We start from the raw sequence: 22,074 nt of genomic DNA on the forward strand, positions 1-22,074 counted from the left end.
AACTATCGTTCTGCCTGAAAGAGGTGAGCGGTTTGTTTAAAAATCCATTCATGGAAGCGTCCGGTATCACTGCCGAAACTCACGGTAACAGGAATATAGGCAAACTTTCCTGCCACGCCCAACGCTTCAACCAGGGGTTTCAACTTAACCATATCCTTTTCGGTTGTTACCACAAAAGTATCGTTTTTTAAGTTCTTAATCAGTTCTTCCACGTCTGCGGAAGTGTAATTATGATGATCCCGGAAAACAACCTCATCTGTAACGTCAAACCGGGCCCGAAGATGTGCAGAGAATGGCAAAGGATTTGCAATGCCGGCCGCCATTTTAACTTTCTTTAACGATAATACGTCCCCTGCGTAACTTTCGGGTTGCCCGTACTCAATAAATGAAAAAAAGACGGGCGTTTCCGGGCGGCTGTATCTTTGAAGTTGCATGGTAATGTCTTTCCGTACATCATCTGCAAGCAGGGCAGGGGTTTTGGTCACGATGATGGCATCGGCCCTGCGCGCGCCGTTGCGGTTTTCACGGAGACGGCCGGCCGGAAAGGGAAGATCCTTATAAAACGGTCTCTGGAAATCATTTAAAAGCAGGTTGACATCCCGGGCAATGGCCCTGTGCTGAAACGCGTCGTCGAGGAGCAGCAGCTTTTTATCAGGATCGGATACCGCAATGGTCTCAGCACCTTTGAAGCGGTTTTCCGAAACAGCCACAGTAACATCGGGATAAAATTTCAAAAAATACTGCATAGGCTCATCACCGATCCCGGATGGGGTTGATGCGGGATCAGCTAAAAGAAAACCACGCGTTTTCCGCCCGTAACCTCTGCTTAATATGGCTGTGGGGATTTTATTGGAAAATAACTTCGTGAGATATTCAGTTACAGGCGTTTTGCCTGTTCCTCCGACGGTGAGATTGCCGATGGAAATAACGAATTGGGAAGGCCTTCCGGAAGAGAATAACCGGTAATCGTAACACAGATTGCGGAGGTTGGTGATCAAACCATATACCCACGAAAACGGTGTCAATGCGATTTTTATCCAATTATGTTCTTTCATAACTGGTGCATAATTACGTATTTTTTGGCTAATATTGTGCCCCGAAAAACGCTGACACCTCAAAAACATGCCTTTAAAAATTGTGTATAAACCGTACACGCTGCATTTTCGCAATGAAGCGCGCACCTCCCGGGGGGTTCTTACACAAAAGACGTCGTGGCTGATCAAGATCACCGATTCTGAACAACCAGGCGTTGAAGGTTACGGCGAATGCGGCCCGCTGCCAGGACTGAGCGTCGACGACATGCCCGACTATGAGCAGCAACTGGCAGCCGTCTGTGATCTTTTTAACGACATGGATCTGGATGTTTTTCCTTTCAACCTCGGCATCATTCTCGATCAGGTTATTCCGCAACATTTGCCATCCGTTCGGTTTGGGATTGAAATGGCTTTGTTGGATATCATGAACGGCGGGGAAAGGGTTCAGTTCAAAAATGCCTTTTCGAGAGGTGAAAGCGGCATCCTCATGAACGGCTTGATCTGGATGGGTTCCTATGAAAATATGTCGGAGCAGGTCCAGGATAAATTGGCGCAGGGTTTTTCTACATTAAAAATGAAAGTCGGCGCGATCAACTTTGATCAGGAGTGCCGCATCCTGGAATCTATCCGCAAGCGTTTTGATAAAGAGAACATTACATTAAGAGTGGACGCAAACGGCGCGTTCGAAGCAGATAACGTGGATGATAAGCTGAAAAGATTGGCTGAATTCGATCTGCATTCGATTGAACAGCCGGTGAAGCCGGGGCAACATCAGCTTATGCAGGAATTGTGCGTTTCATCGCCCATCCCCGTTGCGCTCGACGAAGAGCTGATCGGCATTTTCGATTATCGCGAGAAGTTCGCCATGCTTAAAAAGCTGATGCCTCCTTTCATCATTTTGAAACCCACATTATTAGGAGGCTTCCGGCACACAGCCGAATGGATCGAAATAGCAAACCGCCTGAACATTGGCTGGTGGATCACGTCCGCACTGGAATCCAACATTGGCCTCAGCGCGATTGCACAGTTCACAGCGTCCTATCAAAATCCGCTTCCGCAAGGGTTGGGAACGGGCCAGCTTTACACCAACAATTTCGAGTCGCCGCTGGTTGTTCAAAACGGTTACCTTACCTACGACAAATCAGGAAGCCCAATTCAGCCCTTTTTTTAACGCCTCCAAAGTAGCAGCTTCCGGCGAGCCTGCTTCGGGCTCATGATTGTATTCCCAATTGGCCTGTGGCGGCAAGCTCATTAATATGGATTCCGTGCGCCCATTGGTTTCAAGGCCAAACTTCGTCCCGCGGTCCCAAACCAGATTGAACTCAACATAGCGGCCCCGGCGCAGAAATTGCCATTGCTTTTGCGCTTCCGTAAATGGTTCGTCGCGGTGTTTCTGCATAAGCGTCGTGTAAATAGGCGCAAACGATTCGCCGACCTCCTTTACAAAAGCAAAAAGCTCCTCTTTCGACAACCCATTTCCATTTCCCGCATCGCCGGGTTTCAAATAGTCGAAGAAAATGCCTCCTATGCCACGGGTTTCATTTCTGTGCTGGATAAAAAAGTAATCGTCGGCCCAGGTTTTGAATTTGGGATAAAAATCAATGTGGTGCTTGTCGCAGGATTGTTTCAGATAATTGTGAAAAAAAGCTGCATCTGCTTCATTAATATAATGTGGTGTTAAATCAATGCCTCCGCCAAACCAGCAGGTGCCGTTGCTTAACTCGAAATAGCGCACATTCATATGTATAATAGGCACGTGCGGATTATACGGGTGCATGACGATCGAAACGCCGGTGGCCGTAAAGTGGAAATCGTCGTTGTCGCCCAGGTTCATTTGCTGCCGTAGCCGGGGATGCACTTCGCCCTGCACTTTGGAAAAGTTAACGCCGCCCTTTTCGAGCACGCTGCCATGCTGGATCAGCCGCGTTCTGCCACCGCCGCCGGAGTGGTGTTCCCACAGGTCTTCCTTGAATTTTCCTGTTCCATCCGTTTCTGCAATGGCACTGCAAATGCTGTCTTGTAATTCCTTAAAAAAACCTTCTATTTCGTCAACCTTCATACGTAACCGTTATCGTAGCGGGCAAAAATACGATAAAACTTAAAACGTCCCGAGGCGGATCCGCAAAACAGGCATGGTTTAGCATGAGAGCCATAAATGCTGTGTCGAAATAATTAGATTAAGTAAACTTTCAGCTGGAATAGTGATAAAAATGTAAACGAAAGGTGACTTAATACCGAAAAAATGCTCACAACGTCGTTTGAAAGATAATGTTGCTAATTCGCATCCGAATTTCTTGATATCTATGATTTTTTCTATAATTTGCCAGTAATAGCCTATTTTCCTCACAGACATTACTTTTTGCCCAGCCTGTTATGTGACAGTAGGTTACAAATACTTCTTTTTTTATTAATATTTAAACAAACCCGAACAGTTAATGAAAAAAAATCTCTACCTGACTTTCTTACTGTGTTTCTGTGTGCTGCACGTCTGGGCACAAAACCAGCTAAGCGGACGCATTACCGATGCCTCCGAAAATGTGCCATTACCCGGGGTAAGCGTTCTCTTAAAAGGAACAACAACGGGAACGACGACGGATGCTGACGGCCGTTTTACGCTTGCCACTCCCTCCAAAACAGGAACACTTGTTGTTTCCTACATCGGTTATTTCACCCAGGAAGTCGAGATCGGAAACAGAAGCTCGATCGACATTTCCATGAGCGCCGATGTGAAATCACTCACAGAAGTTGTTGTAACGGGTTACGCCGCACAGCGTAAAAAGGACATTACCGGGGCTGTGACGGTTATCAACACCAAGGAACTGACAGCTGTGCCTTCTGCAAGCGTTACGCAAATGTTGCAGGGACGTGCGGCCGGTGTGACGGTTGGAAATGACAACTCTCCGGGTGGTGGAACAATGGTCCGTATCCGCGGATTTGGGTCTATCAATAACAACAGCCCGCTTTATGTAATTGATGGTGTTCCCACACAAGGAACGCTTAACCAGCTGAACCCGAATGATATAGAATCCATGCAGGTGTTGAAAGATGCTTCTGCGGCTTCTATATATGGTGCCCGCGCAGCGAATGGCGTTGTGATTATCACGACCAAAAAAGGAAAACAAGGCGATCCTAGCATTACATTCGACTTCTACACTGGAACACAAAGACCTGGTAAGATGCTGGATTTGCTGAATACAAAAGAGTTAGGGCAGTATTTGTATCAGTCGGATCTGGGCGCTGGTAAAAACCCGTCTGCTACTTCGCCTTCTGTACAATATAAGTTTGATGAAAATGGCAACCAGACCATCGCGGATTACATTTATCCAAACGTGTACGGTGAATTGCCATCCAATTATACTTATACAAACGACATTGCTGACCCGGCGCTGGGTAAAACAGCGTTCAACATTACCAAGGCCAACAAAGAGGGAACAGACTGGCAGGACGTGATCTTCGATCCGGCACCAATTTCCAACTATCAGATCGGCGCTAGCGGTGGTTCAAAATCAGCTAAATATGCGATTTCTGCTAACCATTTCAAGCAGGATGGGATTTTGAGATATACCAAATACAAAAGGTATTCGGTTCGGGCCAACACAGAGTTTACAAAAGGTAAAATTACTGTGGGAGAGAACCTCACATTCTCTTATGATGAAAGACAAGGAATCACAAACAATGACGAGGGTAACCCGATCATGTTTGCCATCCGCGTTCACCCGATTATTCCGGTTTTTGACATCACAGGCGGTCCTGCTGCATTGGGCGGAACAAACCTTTCCGCATATAATGGATTTGCAGGAAGCCGCGGCAGTAACCTGGGTAATGCGCCAAACCCGCTGGCACGTCTGTATCGTGAACAGGACAACATCACAAAAGGCACGCACGTGTTCGGAAACATGTTTGCGCAGGTGGACATTTTGCCAGGACTGGTTGCGCGCACCAGCTTCGGTTTGGAATACAATCAGACAAACCGCTCTGAATATTTCCACCGCGACATTGAAGCAGCAGAATCCAGAAATGCAAATAGCCTTAACGTGATCAACAACCTGGACCGCTCCATCACCTGGTTCAATACATTGAATTATGCCAAAACATTTGGTGTGCACAACTTCAATTTCCTGGTGGGAACAGAAGCTGTTAAAACCTATTTCGCTGCATTCCAGGCAAGTAGAAGTGGTTTTGCATTTGATGATCTAGACTATCGTTACCTGGATGCAGGTTCGGCGTCCGGTTTGGCCAATGCAGGAGCCGGTGCTGAAAGAACTGCACTTTTCTCCCAGTTCGGAAAAATCAACTATGGTTTCAAAGAGCTTTTGCTGGCTGACTTTACATTGCGTCGCGATGGATCTTCCCGTTTCTCGGAAGCCAACCGCTATGGTATATTCCCTGCATTCTCGGTGGGTATGCGCTTGACAGAGCTGGAATTCATGAAGCCTACCAAGAAAGTGCTGGATGACCTTAAAATTCGTTTTGGATGGGGTAAAACAGGTAACCAGCTGATCCCGAACGTTTACAATGCTTACACATTGTACGCGCCGGATCCTCAGAACAATGCTTACGATATCAACGGAACAGGAACTTCCATCGTAGGTGGATTTGACCTTGTGCAGTTTGGTAACAACAATGGTAAATGGGAAACCAACACTTCTACCAACATTGGTCTTGACGCCGTGTTGCTGAACGGTAAAATGGAATTTGTGCTCGACTTGTACAACCGTAAAACAACCGATATGTTAACGCAGATCGCCATTCCAAGAACAGCCGGAACAGGAACGATCCCGTATACCAACATTGGTGAGGTTAGCAACAAAGGTTTTGACATCGGTCTTAACTTCCGTGACAAAAAAGGAGATTTCTACTATGCAGCGGGTGTGAACTTTGGTCACTACAAAAACGAAGTGATTAAGCTGAACAATGACCCTAATGCAACAATCTTTGGTTTCTCAACGCGTCTTCCGGCCATGTCCGCTTCGAAAGCAGGTTACCCGATCGCGAGCTACTATGGTTATTTTGTGGATGGTGTAATCAAAGATCAGGCAGAAGCGGATGCAGCGCCTAAATTTGGTTCGTATACACGTGAGGGAACATTCAAATTCCGCGATGTGAATGGCGATGGTATCATTACTGCCGCCGACCGTACGATCATCGGCAGCCCGCACCCGGATTTCAACTATGGTGTTAACCTGAATGTTGGTTACAAAGCATTCGATTTGACGGTGTTCGGCCAGGGAGTTCAGGGTAATGAGATCTTCAACTATGTTAGATACTGGACGGATTTCAACGTTTTCCAGGGTAACAGATCAAAAGATATGCTTTACAATTCCTGGAAAAAACCAGGTGACGACGCCAAATTGCCACGCCTTAACTCAGGTGATGCAACCAGCCAGCAAGTTTCATCTTACTTCCTGGAAGACGGTTCTTATTTCCGTGTGAAAAATGTTCAGCTGACTTACACTTTGCCAGCCAAATTACTGAAAAGAGTGAAAATCGCTTCGGCGCAGGTTTATCTGCAAGGCCAGAACATGTTCACATTTACTAAATACACAGGACTTGATCCGGACATTAACCTGAGAAGATCTGGTAACAACAACGAAGACAAGCACATGGGTGTGGATGAAGGTGCTTATCCGGTTTCTAAATCATATCTGGTGGGCTTGCGTTTTGGTTTCTAATCCTTTGACATTCACGAAATTTCATATTATTACAATGAAAAAAATAACCATATTAATCGTTCTGATTGGACTGAGCTTTTCCTGCTCTGACAGCTTTTTCGATCTTAAACCGCAGGGACGGGCTTCTGTGGAGCAACTCAGTAACAAGAATGGGGTGAATGCCTTATTAATTGGCGCTTACTCGCTTGTTGACGGTGTTGGTTCCGGTAATACGGGCCGTCAGTCTACGGTTTCTAACTATGTATTCGGTGGAATTGCCAGCGATGACGCGGTGAAAGGAACCGATGCAGGTGACCAGCCGGAACAGTCCTTCATTGAGCAGTACAACTGGCTTTCGGACAACACTTATTTCCTGGGCAAATGGTGGCACCAATATGACGGTGTTGGAAGATGTAACGAAGTAATCCAGATTGCTACCAGTGATTTGGTAAAGGATATGACGGAGGCTGAAATTACTCAGGTCGTTGCAGAAGCACGTTTTTTAAGAGGTTTCTACCATTTTGAGGCCAAGAAAATGTGGAACAAGATTCCATTTATCGACGAAACTGTATATGTGTCAGCGGATCCTAACTCAACCAAGGTCCCTAATACAGACGATGTTTGGCCTAAAATTGAGGCTGATTTCAAATTTGCAGCGGATAATTTGCCAGCAGTTCAGGCGCAAAAAGGAAGGGCAACACAATGGGCTGCTAAATCTTTCCTCGCAAAAACGCTTTTGTTCCAAAAGAAATGGGCGGAGGCAAAAACTTTGCTGGATGATGTGGTGAAAAACTCCGGTAAAAAACTGGTTCCAAACTATCACGACAATTACAGAACAACAGGAAACAACAACACAGAGTCTATTTTCGAAGTACAGTTCTCTGTAAACGACGGAACAAACGGTAACAATGGTAATGCAGGGGATAACCTGAACTGGCCGTATTCAGCAGGTGCACCGGGACGTGGCTGCTGCGGTTTTTACCAGGCTTCGCACAACCTTGTGAATGCATTTAAAACTGAAAATGGTTTGCCGATGATCGGCGCTGCTGCGGACGGCACTTTGGATACATACAACAAAGTGGATCTTCCAAATGACCAGGGAATCGTATCTTCCGCTGCATTTACATTGGACAAAACAGTTCCTGTGGACCCACGTCTTGACTGGACAGTTGGCCGTCGCGGCGTTAACTTCCTGGATTGGGGCCCTATGCCGGGTTCTGCGTGGATCCGTGATCAGGTTTATGCGGGACCATTTACAGGTAAAAAATGGATGTATTACCTGTCTGAGGAAAATAGCACAACGCACTCCACAAGCAAGCGTAATGTGAACAACAACTTCCGCATGATCAAGCTTTCACACGTATTGTTGTGGCTGGCTGAATGTGAAGTTGAACTTGGAAACCTGGCCGCTGCGGAAGGTTATGTGAACCAAATCCGTCTGCGCGCAAAAACCGGTTCTGTTCAGGATGCATCAGTTACTTACAAAGTGGAGCCTTATCCGGCAGGAACATTCGCAGGCAAAGGTGCCGACTACGCCAGAAACGCAGTCCGCATGGAGCAACGCCTCGAATTCGCGATGGAAGGACACCGCTTCTTTGACCTGGTTCGCTGGGGCATTGCAGCCAAAGTGCTGAACAAATATGCAGCCGAAGAAGCGCTTCCCGGAAAAGAGCCGTCTGGCCGCACATTCAGCAAAAGAGGCTATATGACAGGCAAAACTTTCACCGAAAAGAACAACTACTATCCGCTTCCACAGGACGAAATCCTGAACAGCCAGCTGGATGGTAAGCCTACATTAACGCAAAACCCAGGTTACTAAGATCTGTGCATAACAAACAAAAGCGAGGGCGGCCAAATGGTCGCCCTCGCTTTTTTATTCAACATCCATCGGATTACTTAGTCATCAATTCTAAGAAATGTTCCGCTCAGGTTGAAGATAAGCTCTTTGTTATCCGACAAGCTCACTTCCTGCGTAGTCTTGTTTTTCTCCCAGTCGGTAATGTATTTGTCAGCATGGTTTTTCTGAACATATTCCAGGATTTTCAGCGGGATCACGCTATCCGGTAATTTTTCATTGGCATTGCCATCCACACTGAAACATTCTCCCTGCTTATCAAATTCCAGCTCAACCTGATTGTCCAGGATCACATCAAAGTTGGTGAGCAGCTCATCCCGGTCGCGCACCACGCGGGCAACTTTTGCATTTGGGAAGTGGGCCTCGATAAATTCTGAGGCTTGCGGCGGCAAGCTGGTTTCATCGACAACCTTCTCATTATCACAGCCAGTCACGGCCAAAAGGATTAGTACAAAGTAAATTGAGAGTGCTTTTTTCATGTAATTGGTGGTTAAATTAGAATATTACCTTTCCCTGTGACAATTGAACAAAGTCATTCCCCTATGCGATCAGCTTATTTTTTGAAAACTTTAAAGCAGGATAGTTAGTAAACCGGAAGAAACTATTTTTGTGGACATTACTTGACACGTTTTCAAATGCTCCGAATTTTACTCTGCCTGCTGTTTTTTGCCCAAGCCGGATTTGCCCAAAATTTTACATCCACGATCCGCGGCACCGTCCAGGACGCTGACACGAAATCGCCGCTCGCAGGCGCAACCGTTGCCCTGATATCGCCACAAACCGGGACCATCACCGACGCCCAAGGCGCATTCCGATTTGATAACCTCCCGACTGGCCGCTACCAACTTTCGGTTTCCTATGTAGGTTATGAAACTGTCCGGATCCCCGAACTGCTCTTGGAGTCGGGCAAGGAAAATGTGCAGCAGGTTCGGCTCGCACCGGCAGGTAAGCAGTTGAACGAAGCCACTGTCACCGGCGCGCGGCCCGTTGCATTCAACAGCGTCCAGGAAATCACAATCGAGCAAACGCTCAGATATGCAGCCACTTACATGGATCCGGCCAGGGTCGCTACTTCCTTTCCAGGCGTTGCAGCCGCGAATGATCAGGCGAATGGATTGGTAATAAGAGGAAACTCGCCCAACAGCATGCAATGGCGGCTCGAAGGTGTAGAGATCGTCAACCCAAACCATTTGTCAAACGCAGGCACATTCAGCGACCGGCCCACATCCACCGGCGGCGGTGTGAACATTCTGAGCACGCAGCTTTTGGGCACATCTCAATTTCTTTCAGGACCATTCCCAGCTCAATACGGCAATGTCAACGGCGGCATCCTGGACATGCATTTGCGAAACGGTAATGATCAGAAAACCGAATTCACCGCCCAGGCCAGCTTATTAGGGCTCGATTTTGCAGCCGAAGGCCCATTTTCCAAGAAATCAAAAGCATCTTATCTCGTTAATTACCGCTACTCGTTCACAGGATTGCTTGGCGCGTTGGGGGTGAAGTTTGGAGGCGAGGACATCCGGTTCCAGGATTTATCGTTCCACGTTAATCTACCCACTGTGAAAGCTGGTACATTCACAGTGTTTGGCATGGGCGGTGTGAGCAGCAATGATTTCAAATCCGAGGGCGACAGCACAACCTGGGAAACGCAAAAGGATGGCTATAACATCATTTATAAAAACAAAATGGGTGCAATGGGTGTCACCAATGACCTGCCGCTGAGTAGGAATGCATCGCTCAGGACAGTGGTTGCAGCTTCGGGCTTGCGCACGTCCCGAGACGCGGCGCCTGTTTTTAATACGCCATCCACACCAGCCGACGGCAATGGTGAAGATTTGATCAAGAAACGAATGTTTTCGGTCAGTTCTATTTTAAATGCCAGGTTCGGGACGAGAAGCCGAATGCGTGCCGGTGGATATCTCACTTGGCAGAAAGACATTTTGACGCGCTATTACGGCGGGGTGGGCAGTTACATCGTCCAGCCTTTTGCATCCTGGAATTACCAGATCACCAGCAGCGTGACGACCGAAATTGGTCTGCATTCACTGATAAGCAAACTGGATTTGCCTTTATCGAAAACCAACATTTCTGTGGAACCGCGGGCATCATTGAAATGGCAGGTTAACGAGAAGGAACAGTTCAATTTTTCCTACGGCCTTCACAGTCAGATGCAACAGCCGCAAACCTATCTGGCAGCCTATTCAACGACCGATGCGTGGGGGAATCCAAGTTTAACACCTTCAAAGTCACATCATTTCGTGGTAGGTTATCAAAGGAGTTTTGCTAAAAATGCGAGCTTAAAAGTAGAAGCATACTGGCAGGAACATTTCAACATTCCTATTGCAGTTTATGAAGAAGATCATTTTTCTGCGCTTAATCTTATTGAAAACGATGTCACAAAGCGGCTGGAAAATGATGGAACCGGTCGTAATTATGGCGTGGAGGTTTCATATCAAAAGTTGCTGACCGACAATTATTATATGTTGCTGTCTGGCTCACTATACGACGCAACATATGTAGCCAAAGATGGCGTGCGACGCGATAGCCGGTTCAATGGAAGGCACACATTCAGTTTCACGGGTGGCAAAGAGTTCAAATCCGGCGATCGGAGCACCTGGGGTGTGAATGCTAAAATTCTTTGGCTAGGCGGCTTCCGCGACACACCCATCAACCTCGCCGCGTCGCGAGAATTTCAGCAGACCGTATATTTGCAAGACGAAGATTTTTCGTATAAAATGAAAGATTACTTTCGTCCGGACCTGAGAATTTACTGGAAAAAGAGCAACGCAAAATATAGCCGCACCCTCGCCCTCGACCTCCAAAACGTCTCTGGTACCAAGAATCAGGCATTCAAATTCTACGACACATTAAAGAAAGAAATCATCACGCAAACTCAACTAGGCCTAATCCCTGTCCTAAGCTACCGATGGGAATTCTAGTTTTATAAAGACCAACGGCAAACAACCAATAACTTCTGAATGACCAAACTTTTTTTCCATCTAAACCATTTACTTCCAGTCATTTGAAGAAAACCTCTTTAACCTGGCGAACTTTTGGGCTATAAAATGTGTAACTAGCAATGCAATTGAACTGCAACCTGGTTCTTTGGCGAAGTCAAACAAATGGGGGTGACTGGAATTGACAGCGGGTTGGAAGTCTGTGTGTAAGCATGTCGGGAGTTGAGATTACCTCCCGTAAATAATGGTCTCAAACAATAACTGGCGAATCTACTTACGCCATGGCAGCCTAATCCGGAGGATTTAGCTAATGCCATCATCCCTCCAACCTACGTGCTGATGGTTGGGCTCCGGGGTGTCGCAAATCAGCGCTGGTTGAAATAGTGATACGGAAATTCAACGAGACACCAGTATCTAAGGCCATGACGCGGGTCCGCCGTGCACCTTGTCTGGCCCGACAACCTAATCACGGATAAGCATGTAGAAGGCGCAGGGTTTCCCTGTTCTGGACCGGGGTTCGAATCCCCGCATCTCCACTGATTGAAAAATCAAATCTTACAAAAACCCGCAAAATCAATTTGCGGGTTTTTTGTTATCCGCAGATTTTGCAGCAAAACCCGAGGGAGGAATTAGGGGTTGAGAAAAATACGGGAAAGTAAGTATTTGAAAATAAGTTGATTAGAGATGGATTTCGACTCCCTCCATCTCCACTCCAACAAGTTTCTAAATCTGCATAGGCCCGTAAATCAAGATTTGCGGGCTTTCTGTTTTCCTGCTCGCTATCCAAATCTTTCAAAGTCTAACAATAGCAAAGGGACGAATTCGGGACTGAGTCCCATTATGATTGTTAGTCCCTTTTTGGTCCCTTGGATATACCTAATTGTTTGTCATTCAATAACATGTGCAGCAAATGAACATCTTGATTCAACAAAATGAGATATCTAATTTTAAAACAAAAAAAGATGGAATCAAGCATGACAATTCTGTTTTCGGTTAGGCAATCAAAGATCAATCGAAACAATCAACTGCCCGTTTACATGCGGGTAACAATTGGTGGAGCAAGGTTTGAAGTTGCAACAGGCAAATCTGTATCACCGGAAAAGTGGTTAGCAAGCTCAGGAAAAGCGAAGGGCGCAACAATAGAGGCTAAAGAAGTCAACGCATTTTTGGAAACCTTGGCAGGTAAAGCTTATGCCATTCAGCGGCAAATCATCAAGGAGGATCTATTGATGTGTATTGAAATTTTTAAGCGGAAGTGGCAGGGAGAAGATCAAAATATCATCGGGCTGTTGACCATATTTAAAGAACATAACGCCAAGGTCAAACAGTTGATCAATTTAGAATATGCGCACGCAACCTATATGCGATATCAGACCACGCTCAGGCACACCGAAGAGTTTATCACTTGGAACTACAAAACGAAGGACTTTGATGTCCGAAAACTCAATTTCAAATTTATATCGGATTTCGAGTTTTATTTAAAAGGTGTAAAAAAGGTTGGTCACAATGCTACAATGAAGTACTTGGCAAACCTAAAGAAGATAGTACTCATTTGCGTGAAAAATGACATCATAGCGAAAGACCCGTTTTTTGCATTTAAATTTGCAAAGCACGAAGTCGATCGAATTGCACTAACGGAGCATGAATTACGCACAGTTGCGAATAAAGTGTTTGAGATTCCACGTTTAGAACAAGTAAGAGACATCTTTCTCTTCTGCTGCTACACTGGCCTGGCGTATGCCGATGTCGCAAAACTTAGCAAAATGGATATAATAGAAGGTCGTTCAGGTGAAATGTGGATAAATATAAAGCGTCAAAAGACAGACTCTGCCTCCCGAATTCCACTTCTACCACCAGCTTTGAAGTTGCTAAAAAAGTACGAGAGCCAATTGGAGCGTTTAGACAAGCATCTGCTTCCGGTCCTCTCCAACCAAAAGATGAATGCTTATTTGAAAGAGATTGGAGATGTTTGTGGAATAGTTAAGCCAATTACTTTTCACCTAGCTAGACACACTTTTGCCACAACAGTTACGCTTTCAAATGGAGTTCCAATTGAAACGGTCTCAAGAATGCTTGGACATCGCAGCCTGAAAACGACCCAGCTATACGCGAAAGTCCTGGACAAAAAAGTCAGTGATGATATGCAACGATTGTCAGAGATTATAGGCGCAAAATTTTAGATCATATGTATGGTACCATTAATTAAAGTTTGACAAACAGACTCGGCAAAAGGGCAGCTAAACAAGTGGCCCTATTTCCTAATACTCTGAGAAGCCGCCAAAAGTTTGCGGCATAGTGGCGGCTTTTTCTATTGTTTGAGGTACTACAAGTTTTACCAGCGAACTCAGTGGGGCACTAATTTCGTTTCCTTTGGCTGTTAACGGCAACTGTTAAACAGGCTTTTTCTGTTGCCAAGCATATATTTTTAAATGAGCATGAGGAATATGAATAAAATCATTTCCACCTTCTCACATGTAGTATCTCTGGCTCACAACATCAATTATCTTAAAAAAAGACAAGTACAGTCATTTCTGTTAAGGAAAAAGCCAAACAAGGGCTTGCACAGGTGGTCGATCAGTACCATAGTAGCCGAGGGCAATCACCAACGCCGGATTAGATTACCAGGTTGAAAACGCTAAACTATTTGCTGGGGTGTTAATTGGACCTACTATCGATTAATGCAACAAGGCCGATTGCTGATTCGCAGCTCAAAAGCTAATAGAGATTGCCATGGCACTTACTAAGGAAGTGATGTGGGATTTGGAGGGAAGGAGAGTAAATGTGTTTTCAACGCAATATATAAATATTGTCGAGGATGTTCGTGTTCCGTCAGCGGCTAATAGCCTCAATTAGTGGGGGAGCTTGTCTTCCTTTTTTTATCACCAAAGCTGGCCGCCGTGGAAGCGAAGCTTCAATTAGCTTTTGATTCAACCAGCCAGACTTTACTTCCCTGCTTAGGATGGTATGATGGCAAGTATTTTATGTAGCCGAATATTTCGAGCTCTTTCAAGTGTTTATGATATGTCGACGGGCTTTTTGCTCGGGACATCTGCATGATCATCCGCCTAGTTACCTGAAAGGGACTTGATTGCCTGTTTTTATCCCAAAGCAGCACCAAGGCAAGGTAAGTCCCCACATGCCAGATCCTTACTCTTCGGTCAATAAGGATCCGGTTAAAGATTTTTGTTATTGATCTTTCCATCACTTTATTCGTTTTGTATCAGCTAGCACCAGTGATTGGATTTCCTGGAATGCATAATAAAATGATCCTCCTATATTGCTATGTTTTAACCTTCCGTTTATTCTCAGATTCTGATGCGTACCGGATGAGATGTTCAGCATCCTCCTTTTGCATTAGCGCTTCGAAGCGATTTCTTCGGAGCCTTATTCGAGCTGGCAAGAAACCGCTTTAAGTCTTCGAGCAGCTCCCGCCATAAGACTTGCAAAACTTCCTTAGTTATTACCTCAATATTTATCTTCCAAAAATTAATTGTCAGCCACTAAGTTTAGGCGGAGAAATTTTGGTCGTCTTGTTTTTCTTGAATGCCAGTTGCTGACAGATGTACCCGAGCCACTGAATTATAGGCCAAAGAAAGATTGCAGCACGGTAGCAACCACCAGAAAAATACAGCTTCCAAACCACGCCGCCGCGACCTTTCCGGTATCATTGTCCCCGGCATTCCATTTCTGGAAAACCTTCACTGCGCCTACCAGCCCCAGCACCGCGCCAATGGCATACATCAGCTGCGTGCCTGGCTCGAAGTAGCTCTGCGCCTGGCTGTCGGCTTCGGAGATGCCCGCCGCGCCGTCTTGCGCTTTGGCAATGGTTGCCATTACTGAGAGCAGCGCTGCTGCCCATACTTGTTTTGCCCTGCTTGATAGGGCTGTTTTCCCACATTTCATACGCCTCGTTGATTATTGTTTTAAACTTGTTTACTCTGTTTGTCTCCTTGCGGCTCCCAAGCCCGAAGGCCCGGGAGCGCAGGAGAGCGGGCTCATCATTAAACCTCCTTCCATAACTCCTCTAGCTCCACAGCACTGAGGTTGATGAAGCCATATTTTGCAGATTCCGAAGTGATCACATTGTTGATCGCCTCACGGAACGGCGTGCCTTTGACGGCAGAAAAATCTTTGATTGACATCTGGTTTAGAAAAACAAAGTCCCGCTTTTCGTACCCTTTTTGGTATGCTTCTTTGATGCTATTCCTGAGCTGCGAGCTGAGCTCTTCGACCTTGGCAAACAAGGCTTCATTTTGCCAGGGTTGCTTTTTCACTTCAACAGGCTCAGTGGTTTCTTCCGGCTGACTTGCCTGCGGTGGGCTAACCGGTGGGGGCTTTTCCGGCCGTTCCGAGAACCGGGATTTTGAATCGAGTAGTGCCCGGATATCCTGCCTGTAATACCGGATACCGATGATCACATAGTAGATCGCCACTGCGGCACCCACTGCCAGAAAGTAGCCTGTCCAGGATAAATGCGTTGCCATAACTCGTGTTGTTTTAAGGTTGCTGCTGCATTGATTACCTGACAAAACAACACTCAAAACCAAGGCTCTTCAAGTACAACTTTTTCTTGTACCCACGCCGCGACTACAGTACCCCAATGATTATCAATTGAATAGAAAAAGGAAATTGCCACAAGACTTGCCAAATTTTTGAAGACCGTCTAAATGCCCGAAAGAGTTTCATGTATCAATGATGCCCCAAAGTTAGGCACAGGGCCGCGGAGCGTAGTGGAAATTCCGGCATAAACGCATGGCTCACCCACATGCTTTCCTTTATTCCGTTGCTTCCACTACTTGCTTGCCCAGTGCTAGAATGAAGCGCCATAATTCATTCAATCACTTCAAAATCAAGGTAATTATGGAAAGCTTCGCGAATGTTTCAAACTTGTATCAGGTAGCAGAGATTGAGCTGATCTACAAAACCAATGTGCAAGCAAGCCAGCGTCCTAAAATAGAATCGTCCAGAGATGCATATAAGGTGCTGATGCAAACCTGGAATCCTGACAGGCTAGAATTTATTGAAGAGTTCAAGATACTGCTATTAAATAATGCCAGCCGAGTGCTAGGTATTTTTGAAGTTTCCAAAGGTGGGATTTCAGGTGCAAGTGCTGATGTAAGGATCGTTTTTGCAGCTGCTTTGAAAGCCAATGCAACAGGGATTATCCTGGCCCACAATCACCCTTCCGGACAGCTTGTGCCGAGTCATGCTGATAAGTATATTACTGAGAATATGAGAAAGGCTGGAGAATTACTGAATATCCGAGTGTTGGATCATTTGATCGTTACGGCGGAAGGGTTTTGTTCGTTTTCGGATGAGAGTCTTTTGTGAAATCACAAATCTTACTGTGGCATACCTTGACGGCAATGTCACAGTAAATACAACCGGAATCATCAAGGAATTTGGCTGGAATTTGAGAGTTTGCTATAGTCAAGAAACATAATACTAGCCTATCTAGGTCAACTATTCGTTGGCTGCGTTATAATTTGCGGTTCCTTTCCTGCCGGTTCTAGAAACGAGATTGCGAATTAAGTATGGTCTTGATATCCTGGCGGTATACCGGATGCCAATGATTACATAGTAGATCGCCACTGGGGCACTAACGCCAGAAAGTAGCCTGTCCAGGATAAATGCGTAACCATAACTCGTTTTGTTTTAAGGTTGCTGCAGCATTGATTACCTGACATAATAACAACCAAAACCAAGGTGCTTTAAGTAGATTTAATGATCTTCGACTTCTACTCAAAAAACCGCATATGAAAAATAATCGTGTAATTTTATCACTAGCGTGGGTCACTTTCGCTGTCGCCATGTTCATCAGTGGCTCGTTTAAATATGTTCTACTAGGTTTTTCAATAGCGGCCTTCCTGATTTTTATTCTCAAAATTGTTAACCGAGATAAAACCACATAACATAATGCCCTTAAATAGCGTAATCGATACTCACACATCCTCTCAGGAAATAGCGTGAGCTCAGCGAAGCAGTCCGCCTATTTTATCCAAATGGCTTTTTAAATTCAAGGGGGTACGAAAGATTATGCAGATATAATTTTTGGTTCGAGATGTTATCTACTGACTGAGTAGCCATTACAACCCAAATATTTCTTACAACTTTGCGAGGCGCTTGTTCAACTCTACCAGACCGGATTTCTGCAAGCAATCGGCCGACAATGCTAATAGTTCTTCCTTTGTCTCGTTTGAGGCGATTTCAATCAAGTCAGGATTACCCTCAACACCGGGAAAACTTAAGGCTCTTTTAATTGCCTGGGTCAGAAGCAAAACATTCCGCCTGCTAATCTTCAAATCGATCTTGATTTGATCATTCATTCCGGAGATACTCATGATGGTATCATACACACTTGTCAGCTCTTTTGCGTTCATCATTTTCTTGTTTTTAGTACAGTACAAAAATAATAATTGCCCCTGAAACGATCCTAAGGAGAATTTACCCAGGATAGGTAGCTGACATTTGTGTTCTTTAATTTCGCTCCACGAACAAAAACAGAAAGCAAAATGAGCGAAAGAGAGAGGGGAAGCCGCGGGCTGTTAACGTTGGCAGAAATTAGGGAAATAGACCTTATTGGTTATCTGTCAGAATTAGGATTTGAGCCAGTCAAAGTGCATAGTGCAGATCACTGGTATTTGTCCCCCTTGCGGGATGAACGGACTGCATCGTTTAAAGTCAATCGGAGACTTAATCGTTGGTATGATCGCGGAATCAGTCTTGGAGGGAATTTAATTGACTTCGCCACGATTTTTTACCAGTGCTCAGTTGGGGAAGTAATCAAGACTTTCTCCGATTACTGGTCCTTTCACAGGCCCAAGATTCTTTTACCTTCAACAGAGAAGGCTGCCGCGAATTGCCCCATACAAGTTTTGTATACCGGGCAGCTCACAAGTAAAACACTTTTGGACTACATAGTTTCAAGATCTGTTTCACCTGATATCGCCAGGCAATACTGCCGACAGGTTAACTACCAGATGGGAGACCGAAGGTATTTTGAAATTGGCTTGCTCAATAATTCTGGTGGTTATGAGCTACGGAATTCTTACTCGAAGTTGGCAAGCAGTCCGAAGGATATTACTACAATCAATGTCGGTGCTCTGACAGTCTCGATGTTTGAGGGCATGTTCGATTTTCTGTCCTACAAAACCTTGATGAGAAAGATGACTGAGCAACCCGAGAATTACGTCATCCTGAACTCCATCTCTCTCTTCGATCGCGCACGACCTTTTCTGGAAAGCCATTATAACATCGACCTATATTTTGATCGGGATACTGCAGGTGTTAGGAGCACTTCGACAGTAAAGGACATCAGTGAAAAATACAATGATGCCAGTGGAATGTATACTGGCTATAAGGATTTCAATGAGTGGTTGGCAAGTACATCATCGAGCCAAAAGAGTTGAATTATCAGAGGAGCCAAATTTGACGACTCCCAACTACAAAAAGTCTGGGTGGATTGCCTCTTACCCGCAATCGGCCAGATGTCAGGTTGTATCACAACCTAAGGATCTGGCCCGCCGGGCACTCCGGAGTCGTTAGCGGGATTGACCGAAAAATGAATGTCGAAATGTGAAAATGATAATGTGATGAATGAAGACAAACACAACCGAACCAAGTGGCTGCATGTCCGCTTAACGCCTGAGGAGTTTCAGCTGCTTCTTCGTAGAGTACAAAGGACAACATGCCGAAAGACGAGTGAGTATGCAAGAAAGATCCTGCTTTCTGAGCCCGTTGTGATTAACCATCGAGACCAGTCATTTGATGAAACGATGGTTGAGTTGACCCGTCTCAGACGCGAGCTAACAGCTGCCGGTAATAACCTAAATCAAGCCGTCAAACGGCTACATGCCTTGTCCCAAATCGCCGACTTTCGCAGTTGGTTGGATGCCAACGAAAATGACAAAAATCAGTTTCTCGAGCTGGTTAAAGAGATCAATATTTACATCAGTAAAGCTTCTAAGATATGGTTGCGATCATAAAGACAGGGGCTTCTATTCGAAGCACTTTTTACTACAACGAAAACAAGTTGAAGGAGGGTGTAGCCGAGTGCATCATGGCGGGAAATTACCCGGATGATGTGGCAAATCTGAATGAGCAAGAGCGGTTAAATATGCTCCTGAAACTGGCTGCCTTGAACACGAATGTTGTCCGAAACAGCGTTCACATCTCATTAAATTTTGACCCTTCCGAGCAACATTCCAAGGCGCTTTTGAAAGAAATTTCGCAGGCTTATATGGAGAAGATTGGCTTTGGTGATCAGCCATTCCTGGTGTATCAACATCACGATGCCGGGCATCCGCACATCCACATTGTGAGCGTAAAAGTAGCGCATGATGGAAGCCGGATTGAAACGCAGAATATCGGACGAAACCAATCGGAAAGGGCGAGGAAGGAAATCGAACAAGAGTTTCATCTGGTGAAGGCATCTAGTAAAAAACACCAGCAATCCGAACATTTAAAGCCCGCGATGGTTAGTGCAAACTATGGTAAGGTTGAGACCAAACGAGCAATATCGAATATTCTTGCAGGGGTTATCGACAAGTACAAATTCACTTCCATTCCTGAGCTAAACGCCGTCTTGAATCGCTACAATGTCGCGGCAGATCGCGGAAATGAAGAGTCCAGAACTTTCAAGAAAGGCGGGCTTCACTACCGGTTGTTAAACGCAAAAGGCGAACGGGTCGGTGTGCCAATTAAGGCTAGCGACTTTCACCAAAAACCGACATTAAATTACCTCCAAAACCGGTTTGAAATCAACGATCAACTTCGGCAAACAGACAAGCTAAGAGTCAAAAACGCAATTGATTTCACATTGTATGGAAAGACGAATGTGACACTTGATCGCCTCATTAATATTCTTGAACGAGATGGAATCGACACCGTTCTCTGGAAGAATGATACCGGACTGATCTATGGAATTACTTATGTCGATCACCGCTCGAAAGCAGTTTTTAACGGAAGTTCTCTCGGTAAAAATTATAGTGCAAAAGCCATCCAGGAACGCTGTGTGACTATCGATACCGCCATGGCTAACAGGCTATCTAATACACAGAAACAAGAGCATCCAATAACAGGTCATGGACAGTCAGCCACATCAAAAAGCTATTTGCTCGCAATTCCTGAGCAGAGTAATGAGGCAAGACTTGCCAATGGTGAGGATTCACTATTTGACCCTGTCAAACAAGATGGTTTTACACCAGCAGACCTTCGTGGAAACAAACGTAAAAAGAAAAAAGGGTTCTCTCAATCACTTTAAACCTGTTTATTATGGCATCGAACACCGGTGAAAACGACGTAAGCCTTCGCAAAATAATGATATGACCCGCTTGATCAGCATACTGGTCCTCGCATTACATTTTTACTATTTCTGTTATCAGGCATTCCAAAATTGGCACCTGACATCTTTAATTTCAGACCGGATTTTGGATAAGATTTTTGCCGCCGGGCTATTCTCTTCGTTCATTAAAACCAAGAGATTGTAGCACTCATTTAAAACGCGCCTGAGCTGGATCAACATCATTAATCCTTTTCGAGGAGTATTGGTGAGCGGATCTCCGGGATCTGGAAAGACATTTTTTGTCTTTCGGCATGTGATTGCTCAGCACATTGAAAAAGGTTTTTCGATGTTCGTGTATGACTTCGAATATAGTGATCTGACTTTGCTTGCGTACAATGCCTGGCTAAGGAATAAGGCCAATTATTCAATCGAGCCAGCTTTTTACACAATCAATTTTGATGACCTATCGCGTAGCCATAGATGCAATCCATTGAATCCTGAGAGTATGCTTGACATTACCGATGCAGTGGAGTCTGCACGCACTATTTTGATGGGACTAAACAGGGAATGGATCAAACGGCAAGGCGATTTTTTTGTTGAATCGTCTATCAACTTTATGACAGCGGTTATCTGGTTTTTGTGCCGGTATAGGGATGGTGAGTTCTGTTCGTTGCCGCACGTCATAGAGCTAATGCAATTAGATTATGACCGCTTTTTTACGATTCTACGCGCGGATAGTAAGATTGAAGTGCTGATAAATCCCTTCATTACCGCATACCAAAACGAAGCAATGCAACAGCTCGAAGGCCAGATCGGTTCTACAAAAATTGCGCTCGCTCGTCTTGCTTCGCCCCAGCTGTATTACGTATTATCAGGGAATGATTTTACTGTGGATATCAATCATCCCAATGCGCCAAAAATCGTCTGTATGGGTAATAATCCGCAGAAAATACAGATTTACGGGGCCGTCCTTTCCCTGTATTTTACCCGATTGGTTAAGCTAGTGAACCAACCAAACAAATTAAGAAGCAGCTTGATTTTTGACGAGTTTCCCACTATGTACCTGAAATATGGATACGCTTATAGCAACTGCCAGGTCCAACAAGGTCGCAACAACAATAGGTATTCAAGATCTTTCTACGCCACATCGCGCAGACACCTCGCATAGTAGTTTCAGGGTGAAAAGCTACTGGGTTGAGGAACGAGATAAATCCTTGCTGATTGCCATAATGATCAGACTGACTGAGCAAATCAAGGATTTATTATGGAGGCATTCTACCAGCGAGCTTGT

Annotated in this window: 18 protein-coding genes and 1 other RNA gene; 12 read left to right on the forward strand and 7 right to left on the reverse strand. The window is 45.2% G+C overall.

Features of this window, described 5'->3' with window-relative positions; genetic code table 11:
• Positions 1-2 precede the first annotated feature (2 nt).
• Positions 3-1,055 (reverse strand): tetraacyldisaccharide 4'-kinase, encoded by a 1,053-nt coding sequence (lpxK, locus tag NFI80_RS03535; protein WP_235164859.1) that lies wholly within the window; start codon positions 1,053-1,055, stop codon positions 3-5.
• A 67-nt stretch (positions 1,056-1,122) separates the two neighbouring features.
• Here lpxK and NFI80_RS03540 point away from each other — a divergent pair, with 67 nt between their 5' ends.
• Positions 1,123-2,205: an o-succinylbenzoate synthase gene (locus NFI80_RS03540; RefSeq protein WP_235164857.1), complete on the forward strand. Its 1,083-nt coding sequence runs from the start codon at positions 1,123-1,125 to the stop codon at positions 2,203-2,205.
• Here NFI80_RS03540 and hemF read toward each other — a convergent pair.
• Positions 2,176-3,093 (reverse strand): oxygen-dependent coproporphyrinogen oxidase, encoded by a 918-nt coding sequence (hemF, locus tag NFI80_RS03545; protein ID WP_235164856.1) that lies wholly within the window; start codon positions 3,091-3,093, stop codon positions 2,176-2,178. The genes NFI80_RS03540 and hemF overlap by 30 nt on opposite strands.
• 376 nt (positions 3,094-3,469) lie before the next feature.
• Between hemF and NFI80_RS03550 the strand changes: the two genes are divergently transcribed.
• Together NFI80_RS03550 and NFI80_RS03555 are read left to right on the forward strand one after the other, a co-directional pair.
• Positions 3,470-6,706 (forward strand): SusC/RagA family TonB-linked outer membrane protein, encoded by a 3,237-nt coding sequence (locus NFI80_RS03550; protein ID WP_235164855.1) that lies wholly within the window; start codon positions 3,470-3,472, stop codon positions 6,704-6,706.
• A gap of 34 nt (positions 6,707-6,740) precedes the next feature.
• Positions 6,741-8,504, forward strand: a complete 1,764-nt coding sequence (locus NFI80_RS03555; protein ID WP_235160244.1) for a RagB/SusD family nutrient uptake outer membrane protein — start codon at positions 6,741-6,743, stop codon at positions 8,502-8,504.
• Positions 8,505-8,581: 77 nt separating this feature from the next.
• Here the strand turns inward: NFI80_RS03555 and NFI80_RS03560 are convergent, their stop codons facing one another.
• The gene (locus NFI80_RS03560) at positions 8,582-9,019 is read right to left on the reverse strand and encodes a PepSY-like domain-containing protein (RefSeq protein WP_235164854.1); all 438 of its coding nucleotides are present in this window, start codon (positions 9,017-9,019) and stop codon (positions 8,582-8,584) included.
• A gap of 156 nt (positions 9,020-9,175) precedes the next feature.
• Between NFI80_RS03560 and NFI80_RS03565 the strand changes: the two genes are divergently transcribed.
• From NFI80_RS03565 to NFI80_RS03575, 3 genes are all read left to right on the forward strand, one after another.
• Positions 9,176-11,482 carry a TonB-dependent receptor gene (locus NFI80_RS03565; protein WP_235164853.1) on the forward strand — a complete coding sequence of 769 codons (2,307 nt, stop codon included), beginning with the start codon at positions 9,176-9,178 and terminating at the stop codon, positions 11,480-11,482.
• 185 nt (positions 11,483-11,667) lie between these two features.
• Positions 11,668-12,039, forward strand: a transfer-messenger RNA (tmRNA) gene (gene ssrA / locus NFI80_RS03570).
• A 423-nt stretch (positions 12,040-12,462) separates the two neighbouring features.
• A complete protein-coding gene (locus tag NFI80_RS03575; RefSeq protein ID WP_234612758.1) occupies positions 12,463-13,680 on the forward strand; it encodes a site-specific integrase in 1,218 nt (405 codons plus the stop codon).
• Between the two features lie 731 nt (positions 13,681-14,411).
• Here NFI80_RS03575 and NFI80_RS03580 read toward each other — a convergent pair.
• From NFI80_RS03580 to NFI80_RS03590, 3 genes are all read right to left on the reverse strand, one after another.
• Positions 14,412-14,702: a helix-turn-helix domain-containing protein gene (locus tag NFI80_RS03580; RefSeq protein ID WP_234612759.1), complete on the reverse strand. Its 291-nt coding sequence runs from the start codon at positions 14,700-14,702 to the stop codon at positions 14,412-14,414.
• A 377-nt stretch (positions 14,703-15,079) separates the two neighbouring features.
• Complete coding sequence (locus NFI80_RS03585; RefSeq protein ID WP_255703564.1) at positions 15,080-15,403, reverse strand: DUF4134 domain-containing protein; 324 nt, start codon at positions 15,401-15,403, stop codon at positions 15,080-15,082.
• A gap of 98 nt (positions 15,404-15,501) precedes the next feature.
• Positions 15,502-15,984, reverse strand: coding sequence for a hypothetical protein (locus NFI80_RS03590; protein ID WP_234612760.1), 483 nt, complete (start codon positions 15,982-15,984; stop codon positions 15,502-15,504).
• 376 nt (positions 15,985-16,360) lie between these two features.
• On the opposite strand from NFI80_RS03590, the gene NFI80_RS03595 reads away from it, so the two are divergent.
• On the forward strand, positions 16,361-16,831 hold the full coding sequence (locus NFI80_RS03595) for a JAB domain-containing protein (RefSeq protein WP_234612761.1): 471 nt from the start codon (positions 16,361-16,363) through the stop codon (positions 16,829-16,831).
• A gap of 773 nt (positions 16,832-17,604) precedes the next feature.
• Here the strand turns inward: NFI80_RS03595 and NFI80_RS03600 are convergent.
• Entirely contained in the window at positions 17,605-17,880 is a 276-nt protein-coding gene (locus NFI80_RS03600) for a hypothetical protein (protein WP_254414166.1), read from the reverse strand.
• A 132-nt stretch (positions 17,881-18,012) separates the two neighbouring features.
• Between NFI80_RS03600 and NFI80_RS03605 the strand changes: the two genes are divergently transcribed.
• From NFI80_RS03605 to NFI80_RS03625, 5 genes are all read left to right on the forward strand, one after another.
• Positions 18,013-18,909, forward strand: a complete 897-nt coding sequence (locus tag NFI80_RS03605; RefSeq protein ID WP_234612765.1) for a DUF8464 domain-containing protein — start codon at positions 18,013-18,015, stop codon at positions 18,907-18,909.
• 183 nt (positions 18,910-19,092) lie between these two features.
• Positions 19,093-19,485 carry a plasmid mobilization protein gene (locus NFI80_RS03610; protein ID WP_234612767.1) on the forward strand — a complete coding sequence of 131 codons (393 nt, stop codon included), beginning with the start codon at positions 19,093-19,095 and terminating at the stop codon, positions 19,483-19,485.
• Positions 19,470-20,762: a relaxase/mobilization nuclease domain-containing protein gene (locus tag NFI80_RS03615; protein WP_234612769.1), complete on the forward strand. Its 1,293-nt coding sequence runs from the start codon at positions 19,470-19,472 to the stop codon at positions 20,760-20,762. Before NFI80_RS03610 ends, NFI80_RS03615 begins: the two co-directional genes overlap by 16 nt.
• Before the next feature lie 61 nt (positions 20,763-20,823).
• Positions 20,824-20,988: a YWFCY domain-containing protein gene (locus NFI80_RS03620; RefSeq protein ID WP_234612771.1), complete on the forward strand. Its 165-nt coding sequence runs from the start codon at positions 20,824-20,826 to the stop codon at positions 20,986-20,988.
• A 300-nt stretch (positions 20,989-21,288) separates the two neighbouring features.
• Entirely contained in the window at positions 21,289-21,951 is a 663-nt protein-coding gene (locus tag NFI80_RS03625; protein ID WP_235160247.1) for a hypothetical protein, read from the forward strand.
• Positions 21,952-22,074 lie beyond the last annotated feature (123 nt).

It is taken from the genome of Dyadobacter chenhuakuii, assembly GCF_023821985.2.
GTDB classification, from domain to species: domain Bacteria; phylum Bacteroidota; class Bacteroidia; order Cytophagales; family Spirosomataceae; genus Dyadobacter; species Dyadobacter chenhuakuii.